Source organism: Humibacter sp. (assembly GCF_035547335.1).
Taxonomy (GTDB): Bacteria; Actinomycetota; Actinomycetes; order Actinomycetales; family Microbacteriaceae; genus Humibacter.
The window spans coordinates 115,536-133,653 of sequence record NZ_DASZVF010000055.1; the positions used below are offsets into that span (position 1 = coordinate 115,536).

The 18,118-nt window shown below is 68.5% G+C and carries 17 protein-coding genes; 9 read left to right on the forward strand and 8 right to left on the reverse strand.

Annotated elements, in window-relative coordinates; translation table 11 throughout:
• Window positions 1-426 carry a cytochrome c oxidase subunit 4 gene (locus tag VHB92_RS12060; RefSeq protein WP_325454002.1) on the forward strand — a complete coding sequence of 142 codons (426 nt, stop codon included), beginning with the start codon at window positions 1-3 and terminating at the stop codon, window positions 424-426.
• A 325-nt stretch (window positions 427-751) separates the two neighbouring features.
• On the opposite strand, the gene VHB92_RS12065 is transcribed toward VHB92_RS12060, so the two are convergent.
• From VHB92_RS12065 to VHB92_RS12085, 5 genes are read right to left on the reverse strand one after another with little or no spacing between them, the layout of a single operon-like run.
• The gene (locus tag VHB92_RS12065; protein ID WP_325454003.1) at window positions 752-1,624 is read right to left on the reverse strand and encodes a putative RNA methyltransferase; all 873 of its coding nucleotides are present in this window, start codon (window positions 1,622-1,624) and stop codon (window positions 752-754) included.
• A 32-nt stretch (window positions 1,625-1,656) separates the two neighbouring features.
• Window positions 1,657-3,264, reverse strand: a complete 1,608-nt coding sequence (locus VHB92_RS12070; protein WP_325454004.1) for a ubiquinol-cytochrome c reductase cytochrome b subunit — start codon at window positions 3,262-3,264, stop codon at window positions 1,657-1,659.
• Window positions 3,261-4,331 carry a ubiquinol-cytochrome c reductase iron-sulfur subunit gene (locus VHB92_RS12075; RefSeq protein ID WP_325454005.1) on the reverse strand — a complete coding sequence of 357 codons (1,071 nt, stop codon included), beginning with the start codon at window positions 4,329-4,331 and terminating at the stop codon, window positions 3,261-3,263. Before VHB92_RS12075 ends, VHB92_RS12070 begins: the two co-directional genes overlap by 4 nt.
• A 39-nt stretch (window positions 4,332-4,370) precedes the next feature.
• Window positions 4,371-5,180 carry a cytochrome c gene (locus VHB92_RS12080; RefSeq protein ID WP_325454006.1) on the reverse strand — a complete coding sequence of 270 codons (810 nt, stop codon included), beginning with the start codon at window positions 5,178-5,180 and terminating at the stop codon, window positions 4,371-4,373.
• 22 nt (window positions 5,181-5,202) lie between these two features.
• Entirely contained in the window at window positions 5,203-5,841 is a 639-nt protein-coding gene (locus tag VHB92_RS12085; protein ID WP_325454007.1) for a heme-copper oxidase subunit III, read from the reverse strand.
• Window positions 5,842-5,986: 145 nt separating this feature from the next.
• Between VHB92_RS12085 and trpD the strand changes: the two genes are divergently transcribed.
• From trpD to VHB92_RS12110, 5 genes are read left to right on the forward strand one after another with little or no spacing between them, the layout of a single operon-like run.
• Complete coding sequence (gene trpD / locus VHB92_RS12090) at window positions 5,987-7,036, forward strand: anthranilate phosphoribosyltransferase (RefSeq protein ID WP_325454008.1); 1,050 nt, start codon at window positions 5,987-5,989, stop codon at window positions 7,034-7,036.
• A 28-nt stretch (window positions 7,037-7,064) separates the two neighbouring features.
• Window positions 7,065-8,063, forward strand: coding sequence for a dihydroxyacetone kinase subunit DhaK (gene dhaK / locus VHB92_RS12095; protein ID WP_325454009.1), 999 nt, complete (start codon window positions 7,065-7,067; stop codon window positions 8,061-8,063).
• 52 nt (window positions 8,064-8,115) lie between these two features.
• A complete protein-coding gene (gene dhaL / locus VHB92_RS12100; RefSeq protein WP_325454010.1) occupies window positions 8,116-8,748 on the forward strand; it encodes a dihydroxyacetone kinase subunit DhaL in 633 nt (210 codons plus the stop codon).
• Window positions 8,745-9,425, forward strand: coding sequence for a dihydroxyacetone kinase phosphoryl donor subunit DhaM (dhaM, locus tag VHB92_RS12105; RefSeq protein WP_325454011.1), 681 nt, complete (start codon window positions 8,745-8,747; stop codon window positions 9,423-9,425). The genes dhaL and dhaM overlap by 4 nt, the downstream gene beginning before the upstream one ends.
• A 29-nt stretch (window positions 9,426-9,454) precedes the next feature.
• Window positions 9,455-10,651, forward strand: coding sequence for an alpha/beta fold hydrolase (locus tag VHB92_RS12110; RefSeq protein ID WP_325454012.1), 1,197 nt, complete (start codon window positions 9,455-9,457; stop codon window positions 10,649-10,651).
• Window positions 10,652-10,678: 27 nt separating this feature from the next.
• Here VHB92_RS12110 and VHB92_RS12115 read toward each other — a convergent pair whose 3' ends face one another.
• Both VHB92_RS12115 and VHB92_RS12120 read right to left on the reverse strand, forming a co-directional pair.
• Window positions 10,679-11,203, reverse strand: a complete 525-nt coding sequence (locus VHB92_RS12115; protein ID WP_325454013.1) for a 2'-5' RNA ligase family protein — start codon at window positions 11,201-11,203, stop codon at window positions 10,679-10,681.
• Between the two features lie 135 nt (window positions 11,204-11,338).
• A complete protein-coding gene (locus tag VHB92_RS12120; RefSeq protein ID WP_325454014.1) occupies window positions 11,339-12,679 on the reverse strand; it encodes a glycosyltransferase in 1,341 nt (446 codons plus the stop codon).
• A gap of 69 nt (window positions 12,680-12,748) precedes the next feature.
• Between VHB92_RS12120 and VHB92_RS12125 the strand changes: the two genes are divergently transcribed.
• The 3 genes from VHB92_RS12125 (at window position 12,749) to VHB92_RS12135 (ending at window position 15,933) form a co-directional block, all read left to right on the forward strand.
• Window positions 12,749-13,420: a TetR/AcrR family transcriptional regulator gene (locus VHB92_RS12125; RefSeq protein WP_325454015.1), complete on the forward strand. Its 672-nt coding sequence runs from the start codon at window positions 12,749-12,751 to the stop codon at window positions 13,418-13,420.
• Window positions 13,421-13,744: 324 nt separating this feature from the next.
• Window positions 13,745-15,094, forward strand: coding sequence for an alpha/beta fold hydrolase (locus VHB92_RS12130; RefSeq protein ID WP_325454016.1), 1,350 nt, complete (start codon window positions 13,745-13,747; stop codon window positions 15,092-15,094).
• 284 nt (window positions 15,095-15,378) lie between these two features.
• The gene (locus VHB92_RS12135; protein WP_325454017.1) at window positions 15,379-15,933 is read left to right on the forward strand and encodes an HdeD family acid-resistance protein; all 555 of its coding nucleotides are present in this window, start codon (window positions 15,379-15,381) and stop codon (window positions 15,931-15,933) included.
• A 72-nt stretch (window positions 15,934-16,005) separates the two neighbouring features.
• Here VHB92_RS12135 and VHB92_RS12140 read toward each other — a convergent pair whose 3' ends face one another.
• Window positions 16,006-18,114 (reverse strand): S9 family peptidase, encoded by a 2,109-nt coding sequence (locus VHB92_RS12140; RefSeq protein ID WP_325454018.1) that lies wholly within the window; start codon window positions 18,112-18,114, stop codon window positions 16,006-16,008.
• Window positions 18,115-18,118 lie beyond the last annotated feature (4 nt).

Below are 18,118 nucleotides of genomic sequence, written 5' to 3' on the forward strand. Positions count from 1 at the left end.
ATGCGCACGAGTGCGACTCTGTTCTGGATCATCACGGTCTTCTTCTTCGCCTCCGCGATCGCTTACACGGTCTGGTCGTGGTTCTACTACCCGCACCACGCGCTCGAGCCCGTAGGCACCGTTGCGCTGACCCTCACCGGCGTGCTGGGAGCCTTCATCGCCTTCTTCCTGGCACGGACCCACGCCACGCAGAACGGCGTGGAGCTTCCCGAGGACCGTCTGGACGCCAACATCGACGACGGCGACCCGGAGCTCGGGCACTTCAGCCCATGGAGCTGGTGGCCCTTCATGCTCGGCCTCTCGGTGGCGATCGGTGCTCTGGGCATCGCGGTCGGCTGGTGGATCGTACCTATCGGCGGCGGCCTGGCCGTCGTGAGCCTGGTCGGCTGGGTGTACGAGTACTACCGCGGCTACTTCGCCCGCTGACGCCTCTCGGCCGGCCTGATAGTCGGCCTCGGGCGTGAGTGCCTCGTGCACGTGCGCAGGGAACGGCTCTCATCGGACATTCCGCCCGATGAGAGCCGTTCGTCGTTTCGGCGGCGCGTGGTGACGAGCCCGGAGCGCAGGCGTTCCAGGTACCGCTGGCAACCGGCGGGTTTATGCGTGTTCCAGTTGCGGTTGGCAACGGCAGGTCTACGCGTGTTGCAGGTGCCTCGGCGAGACCTGTGAATGGCCGGGCTCGTGCGCGTGCGAGGGAATGGTCAGCCCCGGGATCCCGCCAGTGCTTCGTCGAGCCGGGCCGGGCACTCGCCTACGCTGATGCCGCTTCAGGCGCTTGCGGACGGAACCGCAGCACGTCGACGGCGACCGTGACCCGACCGGGTAACCGTGTGGGAGCGCCCGCCAGCTCGTGATGACCCGATGGCCCCATGGCGCGCAGGGCCAACGCTGTCTCGGGCGTCACATCGAGCGTGTAGCGCACCGGGTCGAGACGCTCGAGCACGAAGAACTCGCTCAGGTCCGCCGCCACCCGTTCTGCCTTGTCGGCGGGAACATCCAGCATCGGCATGGCGCGTCGCAGCTCGATGAGGTGATCCCGTTGCGGGGTGGCGACCACGAGCCGGCCATCGTCGGCGAGGATCCGCCTGAACTCGCCGGGATTGCGCGGAGCGAAGACGTCGATCACGATGTCGGCTGCGCCGGTACGGATCGGGAGCGGCTGCCAGGTGTCCGCCACGAGACCGTCCGCATGCTCACGCCCGATGCGTCGCACGCTCCGCCGCACGGCATCCGCAGCGATGTCGGTCGCCAGGATGCCGGCCGAGGTCGGCGAGCTCAGCCGCGCGCCGATGCCGGCTGAGTAGTGTCCCGTGCCGCTGCCGACGTCGACGACGCGAACTCGCGCATCCGGATGCAGCGTGGAACTGGCGGTGAGGGCACTGTCGGCGATGGCCGCGATCAGCGGATCGTACGCGCCGCTGTCCAGAAGGCGGGCGCGGGCATCCAGCATCGAGCCGGTATCGCCGGCGATACGCGGCTGCGAGCCGAGGAGGCTGACGTAGCCGGCCTTGTTCGTATCGAACCTGTGGCCTCGATCGCAGCCGAGGACGAGCGGGGGAATGGGGGAGAGCGGGCAGAGACAGATCGGGCACCGAAGCCACTCCGACAGCGTCGTGAGTGACATCGGTGCCCGATCGAGTGTGGCTGCCGTCTAGGTCAGTGGTGGTCGTGCCCGGACTCGAGCTCGTTCCTCGTGACCGGCTCCAGCCTGTCTTCGAAGAACCAGCGCGACATCCCCGCCCGCAGCCGGCTGGCCATGGTGATCCTGCCCCGGGAGTTCGGGCGCAGCATCACGGGCTGGTAGGTGTCGTAGCTGACCAGACGCCACCGCTCGTACACGTCGAGCGGCTGGTGCACCTCGATGTACTCTCCACCGGGAAGCTTCACGATGCGGCCCGACTCGTAACCGTGCAGTGCGACCGACCGGTCCTTCTTCTGCAGCGCGATGCAAACCCGCTTCGTGACGAAGTAGGCGATGATCGGTCCGACGATCAGCGTGATCTGGAGCGCGTAGATCACGCCCTCCATCGTGAGCTTGAAGTGCGTGGCGATGAGGTCCGAGCTCGCGGCCGCCCACATCACTCCGTAGAACGTGACGCCCGCGGCGCCGATCGCGGTGCGCGTCGCCTGGTTGCGCGGGCGGTCCAGGATGTGGTGCTCGCGCTTGTCTCCCGTGACCCAGGCCTCCACGAACGGATAGATCGCCACGAGCACGAGGAACACCACGAGGATCACGACGGGTATGAACACGTTGAGCGACCACGTGTGGTTGAGCCACACGAACTCCCAGTGCGACGGCATCAGACGCAGCATGCCGTCCGCGAACCCGATGTACCAGTCCGGTTGGGTACCAGCCGAAACGGGGGAGGGGTCGTACGGGCCGTAGAGCCAGATCGGGTTGATCGTGAACAGCGACGCCATGAGGGCGACGACACCGAACACGATGAAGAAGAAGCCGCCCGCCTTGGCCGCGTAGACCGGGAGGATCGGGAAGCCCGACACGTTCTGCTGCGTGCGCCCAGGACCCGCGTACTGCGTGTGCTTGTGCACGACGACGAACACGAGGTGCAGGGCGATGAACGCCACGACGAGCGCAGGCAGCAACAGGATGTGCAGCGTGTAGAGGCGACCGACGATCGCTGTTCCCGGGAACTCGCCGCCGAAGAGCAGGAACGACGTCCAGGTTCCGATCACCGGGATGCCTTTGATGAGGCCGTCGATGATGCGAAGACCGTTGCCGGAGAGCAGGTCGTCGGGCAGCGAGTAGCCCGTGAAGCCCTCGGCCATGGCCAGCACGAACAGCGTGAAGCCGATCACCCAGTTGAGCTCGCGCGGCTTGCGGAACGCACCGGTGAAGAAGATGCGCAGCATGTGCAGGCCGATGGATGCCACGAAGAGCAGCGCGGCCCAGTGGTGGATCTGACGGACGAGCAGGCCGCCGCGAACATCGAACGAGATGTTCAGTGTGGAGTTCATGGCCGCGGACATCTGGATGCCCTTCAGCGGGACCCAGGAGCCGTGGTAGATCACGTCGGCCTGGGAGGCCTGGAAGAAGAACGTGAGGAACGTTCCCGTGATCAGGATGACGATGAAGCTGTACAGCGCGATCTCGCCGAGCAGGAACGACCAGTGGTCGGGGAAGATCTTGCGCCCGAACTCCTTGACGACGGCCGAGATGCCGGTGCGCTCATCGATGTAGTTCGACGCGGATGCTGTGAAGCTGCGCTTGTTGGCCGTGGTTGAAGCGGCAGTCGTGGTGGTCAATGACGCTCCCAGAAACTCGGGCCCACGGGCTCATGGAAATCGCTCTGTGCGATCAGGTAGCCGTCGGCATCCACGGTGATCGGCAGCTGCGGGAGCGGCCGGCTGGCGGGGCCGAAGATGACCCTCGCCTCGTGCGTGATGTCGAACTGCGACTGGTGGCAGGGGCAGAGCAGGTGGTGGGTCTGCTGCTCGTACAGAGCCACCGGGCATCCGACGTGCGTGCAGATCTTGGAGTACGCGACGATGCCGTCGTACGCCCAGCTCTCGCGGCCGTGCGTCGGGTGCAGGTCCTTCGGGTCGAGGCGCATCAGGAGAACGGCAGCCTTGGCCTTCTGGTCCAGCGGATCCGAGGTCTCGTTGAGACCCTCGGGAATGACGTGGAACACGGAGCCGATCGTGACGTCGCCGGCCTTGATCGGCGTGCCTGACGGGTCGCGGGTGAGCCGCAGTCCCTTCTTCCACATGGTGTGGGAGAGTTCCGTCACCGGGTTCTCGTTCATCGGCCCGAGGCCGCGGAAGAGCACGATCGCAGGCAGCGGGAACGCGACGAGCGCACCGATCAGGGAGTTGCGGATCAGTGTGCGCCGACCGAAGCCGGACTCCTCGTTGGCTTCCTCGAAGATCTCGACGGCACGTTCCCGGGTCTCCTCTGAGCCGTGGACCGGGTGGCGGAGGTCGATGCCCTCCTTGTCCACCATGAGGGCCTTGGCCCAGTGCACGGCGCCGAAGCCGATGGCGAGGAGCGCGAGCGCGATGCCGAGTCCGATCGCCAGCGTGCTGATGCGGAGGTCTGAGATCTTGCCCGACTCGATCGGGAACGCGACGTAGGCGGCGATGGCCCAGATGCTTCCGACGATCGAGGCGTAGAAGAGCGTGTAGATCGTGCGCTCGGCCCGGCGCTGCTTGCGCGGGTCCTTGTCGGTGATCCTCGCGCGGTGCGGCGGGAAGCCGGGGTTCTCCACCGGATCCTGCACCACGACCGCTGTGCCCGGGTCACCGGGACGGTGGTCGACGGCCGACGAGGCGGCGGGCGTGATCTCCGTGCCGCCGTTATCGTCCTGTGCCATTGCTCTCCTTCTTGCGCTCGTCTGCGATCCGCGCGTGCATCAGTTCGACTTCGCCGTGATCCAGACCGTCAGAGCGACGATCGAACCCAGGCCGAAGATCCAGACGAACAGGCCCTCTGCGACGGGGCCGAGCGATCCGAGCTCGAATCCACCGGGGGAGGGGTTGGCCTGGATGTATTGCAGGTACGTGATGATGTCGCGCTTGTTCTCAGGCGTGATGTTCCGGTCGTTGAACACCGGCATGTTCTGCGGCCCGGTCACCATCGCCTCGTAGATGTGATCCGGGGTGACGCCGTGCAGCGGGGGAGCGTACTTGCCTTCGGTCAGCGCGCCACCGGCGCCTGCGACGTTGTGGCACATCGCGCAGTTCACCCGGAACAGCTCAGCACCCTTGGCCGCGTCGCCGTTGCCGTCGGTGTACTTCGAGTCGGGGATGCCTGGTCCGGGGGCCAGCGACGCCACATACGCGGCGAGCTCGTCGATCTCGTGCTGACCGAACTGCGGCGGCTTCTCCTGCGCCTGCGGTCCCTGCATGGCCATCGGCATCCGGCCGGTGCCGACCTGGAAGTCGACGGCGGCGGCGCCGACGCCGATGAGGCTGGGGGCGGCGTCCGTGCCCTGGGCGTCGAGGCCGTGGCAGCTGGCGCAGTTCGCCTGGAACAGCTTCTTGCCCGCGTCGACGTCGCTCTGGCTGGATGCCGCGGCGTCGGCCGTGGAGCCCGTCGCGTTGAAGGCGGCGTAGGCGCCGCCCGTCAGGCCAAGCCCGATCGCGATGAGGGCGACCGTGGCCAGCGGGTGCCGTCGGCCGGCCTTGCGCTGACGAGCGGTCTTGTGCGTTGTCTCCCGCATTGAGGTGCTCTGCTCCTGATTCCTATTTGAGGACGTAGATGACCAGGAAGAGCCCGATCCACACGACGTCGACGAAGTGCCAGTAGTACGAGACGACGATCGAGCTCGTCGCTTCCTTGTCTCCGAACCGGCGCACCGCGAAGGCGCGGCCGATGACGAAGAGCATCGCGATAAGTCCACCCGTGACGTGGAGCGCGTGGAAGCCGGTGGTGAGGTAGAACGCCGAACCGTAGGCGTTGGCATCGATGGAGACGCCCTCGCCGATGAGGGTGGCGTACTCGACGACCTGGCCTGCGACGAAGATGGCGCCGAGGGCGTAGCTGAGTGTGAACCACTCGACCATGCCCCAGTTGCGCGGCTGCCACCCGGTAGAGCGGGCCTGCAGGCGCTCAGCGGCGAAGACACCGAACTGGCACGTGAAGGAGCTGGCGACCAGGATGAGCGTGTTCGTCAGCGCGTAGGGAACGTTGAGGTGAGCGGTCTCGGCGGCCCACAGCTGCGGCGACGTGGAGCGCAGCGTGAAGTAGATCGCGAAAAGGCCCGCGAAGAACATCACCTCGCTGCCCAGCCAGACGATGGTTCCGACGGCAACCACGTTGGGGCGGTTGATCGTCGGCGCCGGAGCCGATGGAGAAATCGAGGTGCTCGTCACGTGTCCCATTATGGCCGATTTCGTAGGGCCGTTTTCGCATTCGGGGGCTCAATCGGCCGGATATCGCGGCTTTGCCCGCGCTGAGACCGGATCACGGCATCCGCCCGAGCACGCTCCTCGGGCTCTCGGCTCGATCGCCCCTAAGATCGCTGATATGGCGGAAACCCGGACCTGGCCGACGATCATCTCGACCGTGCTCGAGGGCGAACACCTCAGCGTCGCCGATGCCGCCTGGGCCATGGAACAGGTCATGACGGGGCAGGCCACTGACGCCCAACTCGCCGGATTCCTCGTCGCGCTGCGCTCCAAGGGGGAGACGGTCGACGAGATCGTCGGATTCCGCGACGCGATCCTCGAGCACGCGGTACCGCTTCCGCTTGCACCCATGGCACTCGATATCGTCGGCACCGGCGGCGACCGGTACGGCACGGTCAACGTGTCGACGACGGCGGCCATCGTCGCCGCGGCAGCCGGCGTTCCGGTCATCAAGCACGGCAACCGGGCGGCGAGCTCGCAGTCCGGTTCCTCGGACGTTCTGGCCGCCCTCGGCCTCGACCTGGGGATGCCGGCCGAACGCGTCGCGGACGTCTTCGGCAAGGCGGGCATCACCTTCGCCTTCGCCTCGTTGTTCCACCCCGGCTACGGCTACGCCGGTGCCGTGCGGCGCGAGCTCGGCATCCCGACCGTCTTCAACATCCTCGGGCCGCTGATCAACCCGGCTCGGCCGGAGGCCTCGGCCGTCGGCGTCGCCCAGCTCGACAGGGTTCCGCTCATCGTCGGCGTCTTCCAGACCCGCGGTGCGACGGCGCTCGTGTTCCGCGGGGACGACGGCCTCGACGAACTGTCGACGACAGGCCACAGCCATGTGTGGGAGATCTCGCGTGGACTCGTGACCGAGCACGACATCGATCCGAGGGACCTCGGCATCCCCCGGGCGAGCATCGACGATCTCAAGGGCGGCGACGCGGCCCACAACGCCGAGATCGTGCGCGCTGTGCTGGCCGGCGAGCGCGGACCCGTGCGCGACATCGTGCTGCTCAACGCGGCGGCGGGTCTCGTCGCGTTCGAGCTGGCGGCGGACCCCACAAGCGGACTGCGGAGCATCCTCGAACGGTTCACGGAGAAGCTCGAGGTGGGAGCGCGGGCCATCGACTCGGGTGCGGCTGCTGCGAAACTGGACGAATGGATCGCGGCGACCAGGTGACGGGCGCCGGATGCCCGGAAGGCCGAGCATGAAGAAGCTGGTGAACGATCCTCGACGATTCGTTGCCGAATCGCTCGCCGGTTTCGCGCGCGCACACCATGATCTCGTGCGGGTGAACGCGTCTCCTGTCTACGTCGTGAGATCGACTCCCGGGAACGGCAAAGTGGCCGTGCTGTCGGGAGGCGGCAGCGGGCACGAGCCGTTGCACGCCGGCTACGTCGGCATCGGGATGCTCGACGCGGCAGTTCCCGGCGAGATCTTCACGTCGCCGACGCCCGACCCGATCCTCGCCGCCACGCGCGAGGTGGACCAGGGAGCAGGAGTCCTGTATCTGGTGAAGAACTACACGGGCGACGTGCTCAACTTCGAGACGGCCGCGGAGTTCGCCGCGGCAGAGGGCATCCTCGTGCGCACCGTGATCATCGACGACGACGTCGCCGTGCTCGACTCCGAGTTCACGGCCGGCAGACGCGGGGTCGCGGGGACGGTGCTCATCGAGAAGCTCGTGGGAGCGGCAGCCGAACGGGGCGACGACCTCGACTCGCTGGCCGGGCTGGCCGAGCGCCTCGTCGCCTCGGTGCGCTCGATGGGCGTTGCCATCGCGTCGCCGACCGTCCCGCACTCCGGCAGGCAGAGCTTCGAGCTCGCGGCCGACGAGATCGAGTTCGGCATCGGCATCCACGGCGAGCGCGGAAGGTCGCGCATCGGCATGGCACGGGCGGACGAGCTGACGGATCTCGCGCTCGACGCGGTGCTCGAGGATCTTCCGCGTCTGCCTGGCGAGCGCGTGATCGCCATGGTGAACGGCATGGGCGCGACACCCGGGGCCGAGCTCTACGTCGTGTATCGCCGGATGGCCGAACGTCTGCAGGGCATCGGCGTCGAGATCGCGCGGTCGCTCGTTGGCTCGTACGTGACCGCCCTCGACATGGCAGGGTTCTCGGTGACGCTGCTCACGGTCGACGACGGTCTCATCGAGCTGTGGGACGCGCCGGTGCTCACGCCGACCCTGCGCTGGGGCGCATGACACGACGCGGAGCACGACGGTAGTCGACGGGAACGGACGAGGTGAAGACCACATGATACTGGACAGTGCTTGGGTCGTGGCGTGGCTCACGGCAGCGGCGGACGCGATAGCCGAACAGGCGCCGACGCTCAACGAACTCGACCGGGAGATCGGCGACGGCGACCACGGCGAGAACATGAACCGCGGTTTCGAGGCGGTGCGGGCGGCGCTGGGCGACGGCGCCGGAGGATCGACGCCTTCCGAAGTGCTGCGCGCGGCGGCGATGAAGCTGATCTCCTCGATCGGCGGAGCGGCCGGTCCGCTGTACGGGACCGCGTTCCTGCGCGCATCCGATGCGGTGTCCGGCCGCGACGAGCTGGGATCCCGGGACGTCGTGGAGCTCATCGACGCGGCTCTGCGAGGCATCGAGGAGCGCGGCCACGCGGTGCCGGGCGACAAGACGATGGTGGATGCGTGGTCGGCGGCCGCGACAGCGGCGCGCGCCGCCTCCGAGTCGGGCGGCGACGCACGGGAGGTCCTCCAGGCTGCGGCCGGCGGGGCGGAGCAGGGCGCGGCGTCGACGGATGCGCTGCTGCCGCACAAGGGGCGCGCGAGCTATCTGGGGGAGCGGGCAGTGGGGCATCGCGACCCTGGCGCGGTGTCGACCGCCGTCATCCTGCGCGCGGCTGCGGAAGCGGCAGCATGAGCGCGGCGGCCTCGCGCGGAACCGTGGGCATCGTGGTCGTCTCGCACAGCGAGCTGATCGCTCGCGGAGTCGTTGAGCTCATGGCGGAGATGGGCCCAGACGTGACAGCGATCGCGGCCGGTGGCACCGCGGACGGGCGGCTCGGAACGGACGTGGAACGCGTCATGGCAGCCATCCAGGAGGCGGACGACGGATCGGGAGTCGTCGTGCTGTCCGACCTCGGGTCGGCTGTCCTCAGCGCGGACACCGCGGTCGAGCTGCTCGGCGGGGACTGGGCGCGGAGGGTCGTCGTCGCGAACGGACCGCTTGTCGAGGGTGCTGTCTCCGCGGCAGTGTCCGCGCAGATCGGTGCGAGCCTGGATGAGGTCGCGCGGGCGGCGGCCGCGATGGTTCCCGCGACCGGCGCCGTTCCCGTGGTGCGCGGATATGTGCGCACCGCGACGCTCGTGAACCCCGATGGGTTGCATGCCCGGCCGGCGGCCGAATTCGTCAAGCTCGCCACCAGCCTCGGCGAGAAGGTGACGGTCAACGGCAAGGACGCGCGCAGCCTGCTGAGCATCCTGTCGCTGGGGCTCACGCAGGGCGCGACGGTGGAGATCGCGGCCCGTGACGAGACCGGCAAAGACGCCGTCGACAAGCTGATCGCCCTGGTCGAGTCCGGCTTCTCCGGCACATGAGCACAGGGCCGCGACGGAGAACCGGTCGGATGTCGCCTGGCAGGTTCACCGTCGCGGTGCTCCTCGGAGTCGTGCTCGCCCTCGTTCTCGGCGCCGCGGTTCCCGTCGAACGATTCGGCGAACGGCTCGTCGCCGGCGAGGAGGCGGAGGCGGGATCGCCTGGGTTCTACAGTGCTCCGTCGCCGACGGCTCCCGTGCGCGCCGGCCACGTGGTGAAGATCGAGCCCGTCGTTGCACCGCCGGCCGGAGCGAAGGCATGGCGGGTGATCTACGCATCCACTGACCAGAACGGCAGGCCCGCCCTGGTGTCAGGGACGGTGATCGCGCCGACGGGAAAGGCGCCGCCCGGCGGCCGCACGGTCGTGGCGTGGGGGCATCCGACCTCGGGCATCGCCGCGAGGTGCGCGCCGTCGGTCGGCATCGATCCGTTCTTCTTCATCGAAGGTCTGCGCTCGTTGTTGCGAGCCGGGTACGTCGTCGCGGCCACCGACTACTCCGGCATGGGGATCGCCGGTCCGCCGTCGTTTCTGCTCGGCGATGTCGAAGGCGCCAACGTGCTCGACATCGTGAGAGCGGCGCGCACTGTGTCCGCTGCGCACGCCGGAGACCGTGTGGTGCTCTGGGGACACTCGCAGGGCGGACAGGCCGTGCTCTTCGCTGCCCAGATGGCCCGTTCGTACGCGCCGGAACTCCGCGTCGCCGGCGTGGCGGTGGCGGCGCCGGCTACCGATCTGGCCGACCTGCTGTCCGCCGACATCGGCGACGTCTCAGGCGTCACGATCGCCTCGTACGCCTTCACGTCGTACGCGGCCGCGTATGCGACACAGCTTCCGCACGACGCTCTGGCGACCATCCTCACGCCCGCCGCGATTCGGGCATTGCCCGAGATGTCGGCCGAGTGCCTCTTCGGTCAGAACCAGGCTCTGCACGCCATCGCGAAGCCTCTCGTCGGATCGTTCCTGCTGCACGACCCGGGCTCCGACCCGACGTGGGGACCACTGCTGGCGGCGAACAGTCCGAGTAGCGCGCCGCTTCCCGTGCCCCTCTTCGTCGCGCAGGGCGGGAAGGACACTCTCGTTCGCCCGGCCATCACGGCCCGGTATGTCGCCGCTCAGGAGGCAGCGGGCGCCACCGTCCAGTCGCACGTCTTTCCGAGTGCCACGCACGGAACCGTGGCCACCGATGCGGTGCCGCTTCTGCTGAGGTGGATGGCGAACCTGCCGTAGATGTGGACGCGGACGTGGACGTGGCCGTCACGGCCGGAGCGGGATGACGGCGGAGAGTCGGCGGATCCCCTTGGCCGGCGCAGGATCGCGTTCGACCACGGCGACGTGGCTCAGCCGTACGAGCGAACCTGGCCTCGGCGCGGCTCCAGCCCGGTCCGTGACGTGCGGCCGGAACCCGGCGCGCACGTGCCGGGACCGCGCGCCGTCGATGGTGACCGGCTCGAGAGCATCCAGGAGGTGGACGTGGAGCTCGTGCAGCGCGCGGCTCGGCTCCAGCGTCACCACCGGAACGTCTCGGCGTCGCCCGTACAGCTCGCGCGCCAGCATGCGGGCGTCGACGGGGGAGAAGGGGCGGCAGGCCTGCTCGACGACCCGCTCGACGTGCGATGCGGCGACCTCCGTCGTGAACGGCGGCACGAGTGTGACATGCAGAGGCCAGGCATCCGCGCGGAACTCATGGCCCGGTGGCAGGGCGTCGAGAAGTGCGACGATGACGAACGAGTAAGGCTCCTGGGCGGACTCCGCCTGGCCGCGGGACCGATCGTCGTGCACGTCGCTCCTTTCGACGCTCGGCGGCACTCTATCGAGCCGCGTCGATTCCGGTCACGGCGGCCCGTTCACGACCGGCAGACAGCGAGAGGACGCTCGGCACGGGCGGACCGCGAGAAACCGATCATGACAGGCCGATCACGAGACGGCGCGCCGATCCTCGGCTGCTGGCCGGCCACCGTGCTCGGCCACGGTGCGCAGCACGGCGTCCTCGAGCCCGTCGAGACCCGAAGAGGCACGGATGGCGGCGCCGATCCTGGCGCTCCGCGTGGCATACCCAGGGTCGCCGAGCACCGTCCTGACCGCCGACCCGACGGCCTCGGGCGAGGGGTGATTCGTTCCGAGCCGGATGCCGACTCCCGACCATGCCACGCGCGCGGAGACCTCCGCCTTGTCCTCCGTCGTCCCCGCGACGACGATCGGGACTCCGTGCTGCATGGCGTAGTGGATGCCGCCATACCCGCCGTTCGTCACATAGACAGCGGTGCGGGGAAGCAGCCGGTCGTACGGCAGATACTGCGCCACGCGCACGTTGCCAGGCAGGTCCGACCCGAGCACCGACGTCGGTCGACCGCCCGTCGACGCGACCACCCAGACATCGTCGTGCGCGAGCGCGCGCATCGTGGGCAGGAGGAGTTCGCCGAAGTCGCTGTTGGCGAGGGTGCCCTGCGTGACGTGCACGACGGGGCGTCCGTCGGAGAGGTCGTCCCACCATTCGGGCAGCTCGCCGTCCGACGGCCGGGTTCGCGAGACGGGTCCGACGAAGAACACGGGCACCTTGGTGTCGGAACGCGGGTACTCGAACTTGGAGACCGTGAACTGGATCACGCCATCCGAGTACGCCGGCCAGTTGAGCAGGAATCCGGCGAGACCCGTGCCCGCCTGCCGGCCGACCCGCTCGGCCGCGCGCTGCACCGGCGCGAAGATGATCCGTTCCGTGAGCGCGGTGAGGGCCGCGTTGCGCAACCGGCCCACGACCCCCGGCTTCGGCAGAACGCCGAGGCCGAACGGCGCGGTGTCCCTGCTCTTCAGCGCGAGCGGAACGATCCCTAGGTTGAGCACCGGCGGTCGCGCGGTCGCAGGGCGTGAGGCTAGCAGGGCGGCTCCGAGGAACAGGCTCTCCGCGAGCACGACGTCGATGCCGAGGCGCGCGATGGCGGCATCCATCGTCTCCAGCTGGGCCTTCGCGGGGCGGAGGAAGATCTCGGTCATGTCGTACCGGATGCCGGCTGGCCCGCTGAGTCCCACTCGGCCTGGGAACGCGACATCCAGGTCGGCATCGTCGTAGTCGGCCTCGGCGGGCAGACGGATGACGGACGAGGCGCCGGCCGCCGTCGCGGCGTCGAGGTACCGCTGCCCGGTGAGGAAATGGATCCGGTGGCCGCGGTCGGAGAGTGCGCGGGTGACGGCCAGCAGGGGAGTGACGTGTCCGTGCACGGGGGCGCTGCACACGAGGATGTCGAGCGGGCGGCGGTTCATCGATACCTCATCGGGGCTACAATCGGATACACGGATGTAGTATTCACTACACTTGAAGGGTAGTCAATAGTGGATTCGAAGCGCCCTTACCGGTCGACTCTGCGGGAGGAGCATGCCCAGCAGACGAGGCGCCGGATCCTGGAATCCTCGGCCGAGGTCTTCTCCGAGCGAGGCTACGCGAACGCATCGCTCGCGGACATCGCGAGAAATGCCGGGGTCTCCGTGGAGAGCGTGAAGGCGCAGGGACCCAAGCGAGCGCTCCTGCTGTCGGCGTTCGAACTCGCGTTCGGGGGAGAGGCAGGGGAGTCCTCGCTCGCGGAGCGTCCCGAGGTCGCGGCCATCGCAGCACTCGACGACCACGAGCGGATGCTCGCCGAGATCGTCCGATTCGTCGCGTCGGCGAACGCTCGCACCTCGAGTCTCTGGGCGACGCTGACCGCGGCGGCACGCGGCGACGCCCAGCTGCAGGAGACGTTCACGGGCCTGCTCTCGAGGCGGCACGCGGATTACCGCGCGCTGGTGGACCTGCTCGCGTCGCGGACCGACGGGGCGCCGGCGAACCTGGACGAGGCATCCAGTGGCGAGCTCGCCGACGCGCTGTCGTTCGTGATGTCGCCGGAGGGATACCGGCAGCTGGTCGACGAATCGGGATGGAGTCTCGAGCACTACGCCGACTGGCTGCTCGTCACGGTGCGAGGGATCGTGGCCAGGGCTGGCGAGGGGCCATCCGACTCTGCCTGACCTGTAGTCTGCAGGGTTCCTTGTCTGCACGGTTTCGTGTCTGCACGATTCCGAGCGCGAGGTCGGCGTCAGCGCGGGAGAGCGCCGATCTCTCCGTCCTGACATAATGTGCATTATCGGACAATGATAAAGTCGATCCCGAGGGCCAGCCGTCGCCTCCGAATGACCACGAACGGCACTCGTTCGGAGACGACATCACTGCGACGCGCTGGCGACCATTCGTGTTCACGAGAACGCTGCGTCCGCTGCTAGCCTGCGCGCATGGGTTTCTTCGGGGGGATAACCCCAGCACGACTACGTCCATTTTCCAGAGGGACGATCGCCGTGGCGATCGTCGCGATCACTGGAGCTCTCGTCGCCGGCTGCACGGCCGAGGCGGCGACGCCGAGCTCATCACCGGCCGCGAAGTCGGCCAGTGACACGCAAGGTGCCACCGACGGCCAGTTCGACATTCCGGACTTCTATACGCCGCCGTCGCCGTTGCCGAAGGGTCAGCACGGTCACCTCATCAAGTCTGAACGGGTGCCTGCGCCGGCCGGCGCTCGGGCGTGGCGGGTCATGTACCTGTCGCAGCTGCACGACGGCACGCCCGTCGCCGTCTCGGGAATCGTCGTGGCTCCGACAGGTGCTGCGCCCGCCGGCGGTCGCAAGGTGGTCGCCTGGGCTCACGGCACCGAGGGCGGCGGGCGCAACTGCGCGCCATCCCTTGCCGCGAAGCCCGCGGTCGACCTGAGCGACTACTTCACCTACGACAGCCCCTTCCAGCAGGATGTCGGCGTTCCCGCGCTGACCGACATGCTGAAGGCCGGCTACGTGGTCGTGGCCACCGACTATCAGGGCCTCGGCACGCCGGGCGTGCAGCAGTACACCGTGCTCGACTCCGAGGCGAACAACGTCTGGGACTCGGTCAAGGCCGCGCAGCAGCTCAAGGACACCCACGCCGGCAACGACGTGGTGGTGCTCGGCTGGTCCCAGGGTGGCGGCGCCTCCGTCTGGATGGGCCAGAACACGTCGTACGGTGCACCGCTGAAGCTGAAGGGAACGGCGGCGCTCGCGCCGGCGGCCGACAACGGGCCACAGTTCGCCGGCAAGGTGCAGTCCGGCCCGGAGAACTCGGTCTCGGTCGCACACGCTGCCGCGCTGCAGCTCAACGTGTTCCGCGGCTTCCTCGCGGCGTATGCCGAGCTGAAGGCGTCCGAGGTCGTGACGAAGGCCGGCGAGGAGGCGCTGGCGGGAGCCGGCATCCAGTGCGTGAATCACCTCGCCTACGTGCTGAGCTCCAACGTCACGACGCCGTTCCAGACGCTGATTCAGCCCAGCATCCCGTCCGATTGGCAGAAGCGGTTGAACGAGAACACGCCGGGCTATGCGGCGCCCACCGCGCCGGTGCTCATCATGCAGGGCACGGCGGACACGGTCGTGAACCCCAACGGCACGACGCAGTACTTCCAGCGGGCCTGCGGCTTCGGCAAGCCGGTCGAGTACACGATCTACGAGGGTGCGACGCACCAGACGATCCCGACCGACGCCAAGGGTGAGTACCTCGGCTGGATCGCCGACCGATTCGCAGGCAAGAAGGCGCCGACCACGTGCGCCCCGGCCGGCAGCACGCAGAATCCGCCTGCGCCGGTTCCCACGCCCTCCCCGATCCCGAGCGCGACACCGGCGGGCTGAGCAAGGCTGACATAATCGCACGGACCTCGCTACGCGCGGCCCGTGCGCGAAAACTTCATACTCGCTCTCGACGTGCGGGCGGACATCCCCGGGTGCCCTCCCGCACGTCGTCGAACGGTCGCCGTCCCCTTCAGGGCATGCCGGTCCCCCGGCAGCACTCGCCGCGACGAGATGAACGTCGATGACACGATTCGGGTTATTCGACCGAATGAACCGCGCATCCGAGGTCGGGGCCGCTAGGCTCAGCCCGAACCTCACAGGGATCTCACAGGAAAGGTGGCCCCATGTCCACTGAAACTCCCGCCGCAACCACCGCGGTGAACGGCATCCGCATCGCGTTCGGAGTGGGCGGCCTCGTCGCCCTCATCGTCGGCATCATCATCCTCGTCTGGCCGGGGCACGCCGCCGTCGCGCTCACCGGAGTCATCGCCGCCTACGCGATCATCGGCGGCCTGGTCTACGCAGGCCTCGGGATCTTCTCGAAGGCCATGCGCGGATGGGCGCGCGTCGGACACATCGTGCTCGGCGTTCTGTTCATCATCGCCGGCATCATCGCGTTCACGGAACTGGCGCAGACCGCCGTCTGGCTGGCCGTGTTCGTCGGCATCCTGGTCGGCATCATGTGGATCGTCGAAGGCGTCGTCGCGCTCACCACGCTCCAGACGGCCGCATCGAAGGGATGGTCGGTCTTCTTCGCCATCCTCAGCATCGTGGCCGGCATCATCCTGCTGCTGTCGCCGCTCTGGGGCGCCATCGTGCTGTGGTGGCTGCTCGGCATCTCGCTGGTGGTGCTCGGCATCATCCAGGTCGTGCGTGCGTTCACGTTCAAGGCCGCGTGACGTCGGCTCGATAAGTCGAGGAAGGCGCCGGCCCAGTTGGGTCGGCGCCTTCTTCGTGCGCGGATGACGCGGTCAGGCCGCCGGCTGATTGCCGGCACTCGGCAGGTGCCGCGCCCACCAGTCGAGGATGACCTCGAAGCGCTGCACCCGGTGCCGCGGCCGGCCGGCGCGGCTCAGTTCGTGGTCCTCGCCCGGGAAGACGACGAGCTCCGTCTCGACCCCGCCTCGCTTGAGCGACGCGAAGTAGCGTTCGGCCTGGCTCAGCGGACAGCGCAGATCGTTCTCGGAATGCAGCACGAGCGTGGGTGTCCGCACGTCTGCCACGTGAGCCTGAGGGCTCTGCGCGGCGATCCGATCCGGATCGACGCCGTTGTACTCCTCGCCGAAGAACGAGCCGATGTCGCTCGTTCCGAAGAAGAACACGGGATCGAGGAATCCGCGTTCCACGATCGCTCCGGCGAACCGGTGGTCGTGCGCGATCGTCCACGCCGTCAGGTAGCCGCCGTACGAACCGCCGAGGATGCCGATCCTCTCGCCGTCGAGCTGCGGATGCGCCGCGATGGCGGCATCCAGGAAGTCGAGCACGTCGTTCAGGTCGACCGTGCCCATCCTGCCCTTGATCGCTCGGCCGTGCTCCTGGCCGTATCCCGCGGATCCGCGCGGATTGCAGTACACGACGGCGTATCCGGCATCGGCGTAGACCTGCGACTCGTCGAACAGGTGGACGGAGTACTGCGCGTACGGTCCCCCGTGGATGTTGAGCAGCACCGGATGCGGACCGTCGCCCTCCGGGAGCACGATCCAGCCGTGCACCGGGTATCCGTCGCGCCCCTGGGTCTCGAACTCGATGGGGATGCGGATGCCGGTTGCGCGCACTTCCGCCGAGAAGTCGGTCAGCACGCGTGCGGCGTCGCCGTTCCTGCCCTCCCCTCCCCTGTCGCCCCGCTCCTCGACGTCGGCCTGCTCCGTCGCAGCTGGGTCGACCGAGTCGCCCCCGCGTTCGGAGAGCGCCGCCGGGTGGAGCACCGCGAGGTCGCCGAACGTCGATTCGGACTGGAAGGAGAACGCGATGGTCTCCCCCGCTGCCGCCACGCCGGTCACCTCACGATCGGAGACGAGAGGCGACACGCGACCGTCCTCGGTCACCGCCAGCAACACGATCCTGCCGCGCTCCGAACTCTGCACGAGAGCTCCCCATGGCGAGAGTACGACGGCGCTGCCCGTCAGGTCGATCGTCTCGGGATCCGTGAGGCGGCGCGGTGCACCGCCCTCGGCCCCGACGACATACAGAGAGGTATTGCGCGCAACGAAATCGCGTCCGGACTCCCCCACGTCCTGAGCGAGGAAGTACAGAGACCCCTCCGCCGAGACAGCGACGGAGCCTGGGCCGTCCGCGATGGACAGGTTCTCTGCCGCGCCGACGACGGTGCGGGCCTCCCCGCCGTCGACCGGCACCAGGGTGAGGATGCTCCGCAGGTCCTCGTCCGCGCTCTCATGGCCGTCCGAGACGACGACGAGGTGTCGGCCGTCGCGCGTGAAGACGATTCCGCCGTGCTCGGCGTCGTCGGACGTGAGCCGGCGCGGCTCAGGGACGGCTGGTCGAGGCTGCGCCGGCCCTTCGGCCGACGCGGTGGGCTGCACGATCGGCGCTGCGGACAGGTCGGGCACGGGAACGACGAACACCTGCGTGCGACGATCGCGCATCCAGCCCAGCCCGTTGGCCGAGTAGCGGTAGGTCGTGATGCGGCGAGGCGGCTCTGCAGAGGGCTCGACGCCTTCCACCGTGCCGTAGCGGCCCTGTTCCGGCTCCCGTGAGACGAACGCCAGCGTCGAGCCGTCGGGCGACCACGCGAAGTCGGACACGCCGAGCAGGCGGTCGGTGACCTTCTGCGGTTCGCCGCCGGTCGTCGCCATCACGTGCAGCTGCGCCGGCTTGCCCGGTTCGGCCCGCAGGAACGCGATGGCGGAGCCGTCCGGCGAGAACTGCGGCACGGAATCCCGGAATCCCCTGGTGATCCGCCGAGGAGCCGTGCTGCCCTTGACGTCGACCGACCAGAGCTGGCCGACGTAGGAGTCGGCGTCGAGATCCGGTCTGGCCGTCGCGACGACCGCCGTGCCGCCCTCCGGGCTCAGCGTCGGGCGGGAGACCGAGACGAGTCGCGTGATGTCCTGCGCTTTCACAGGA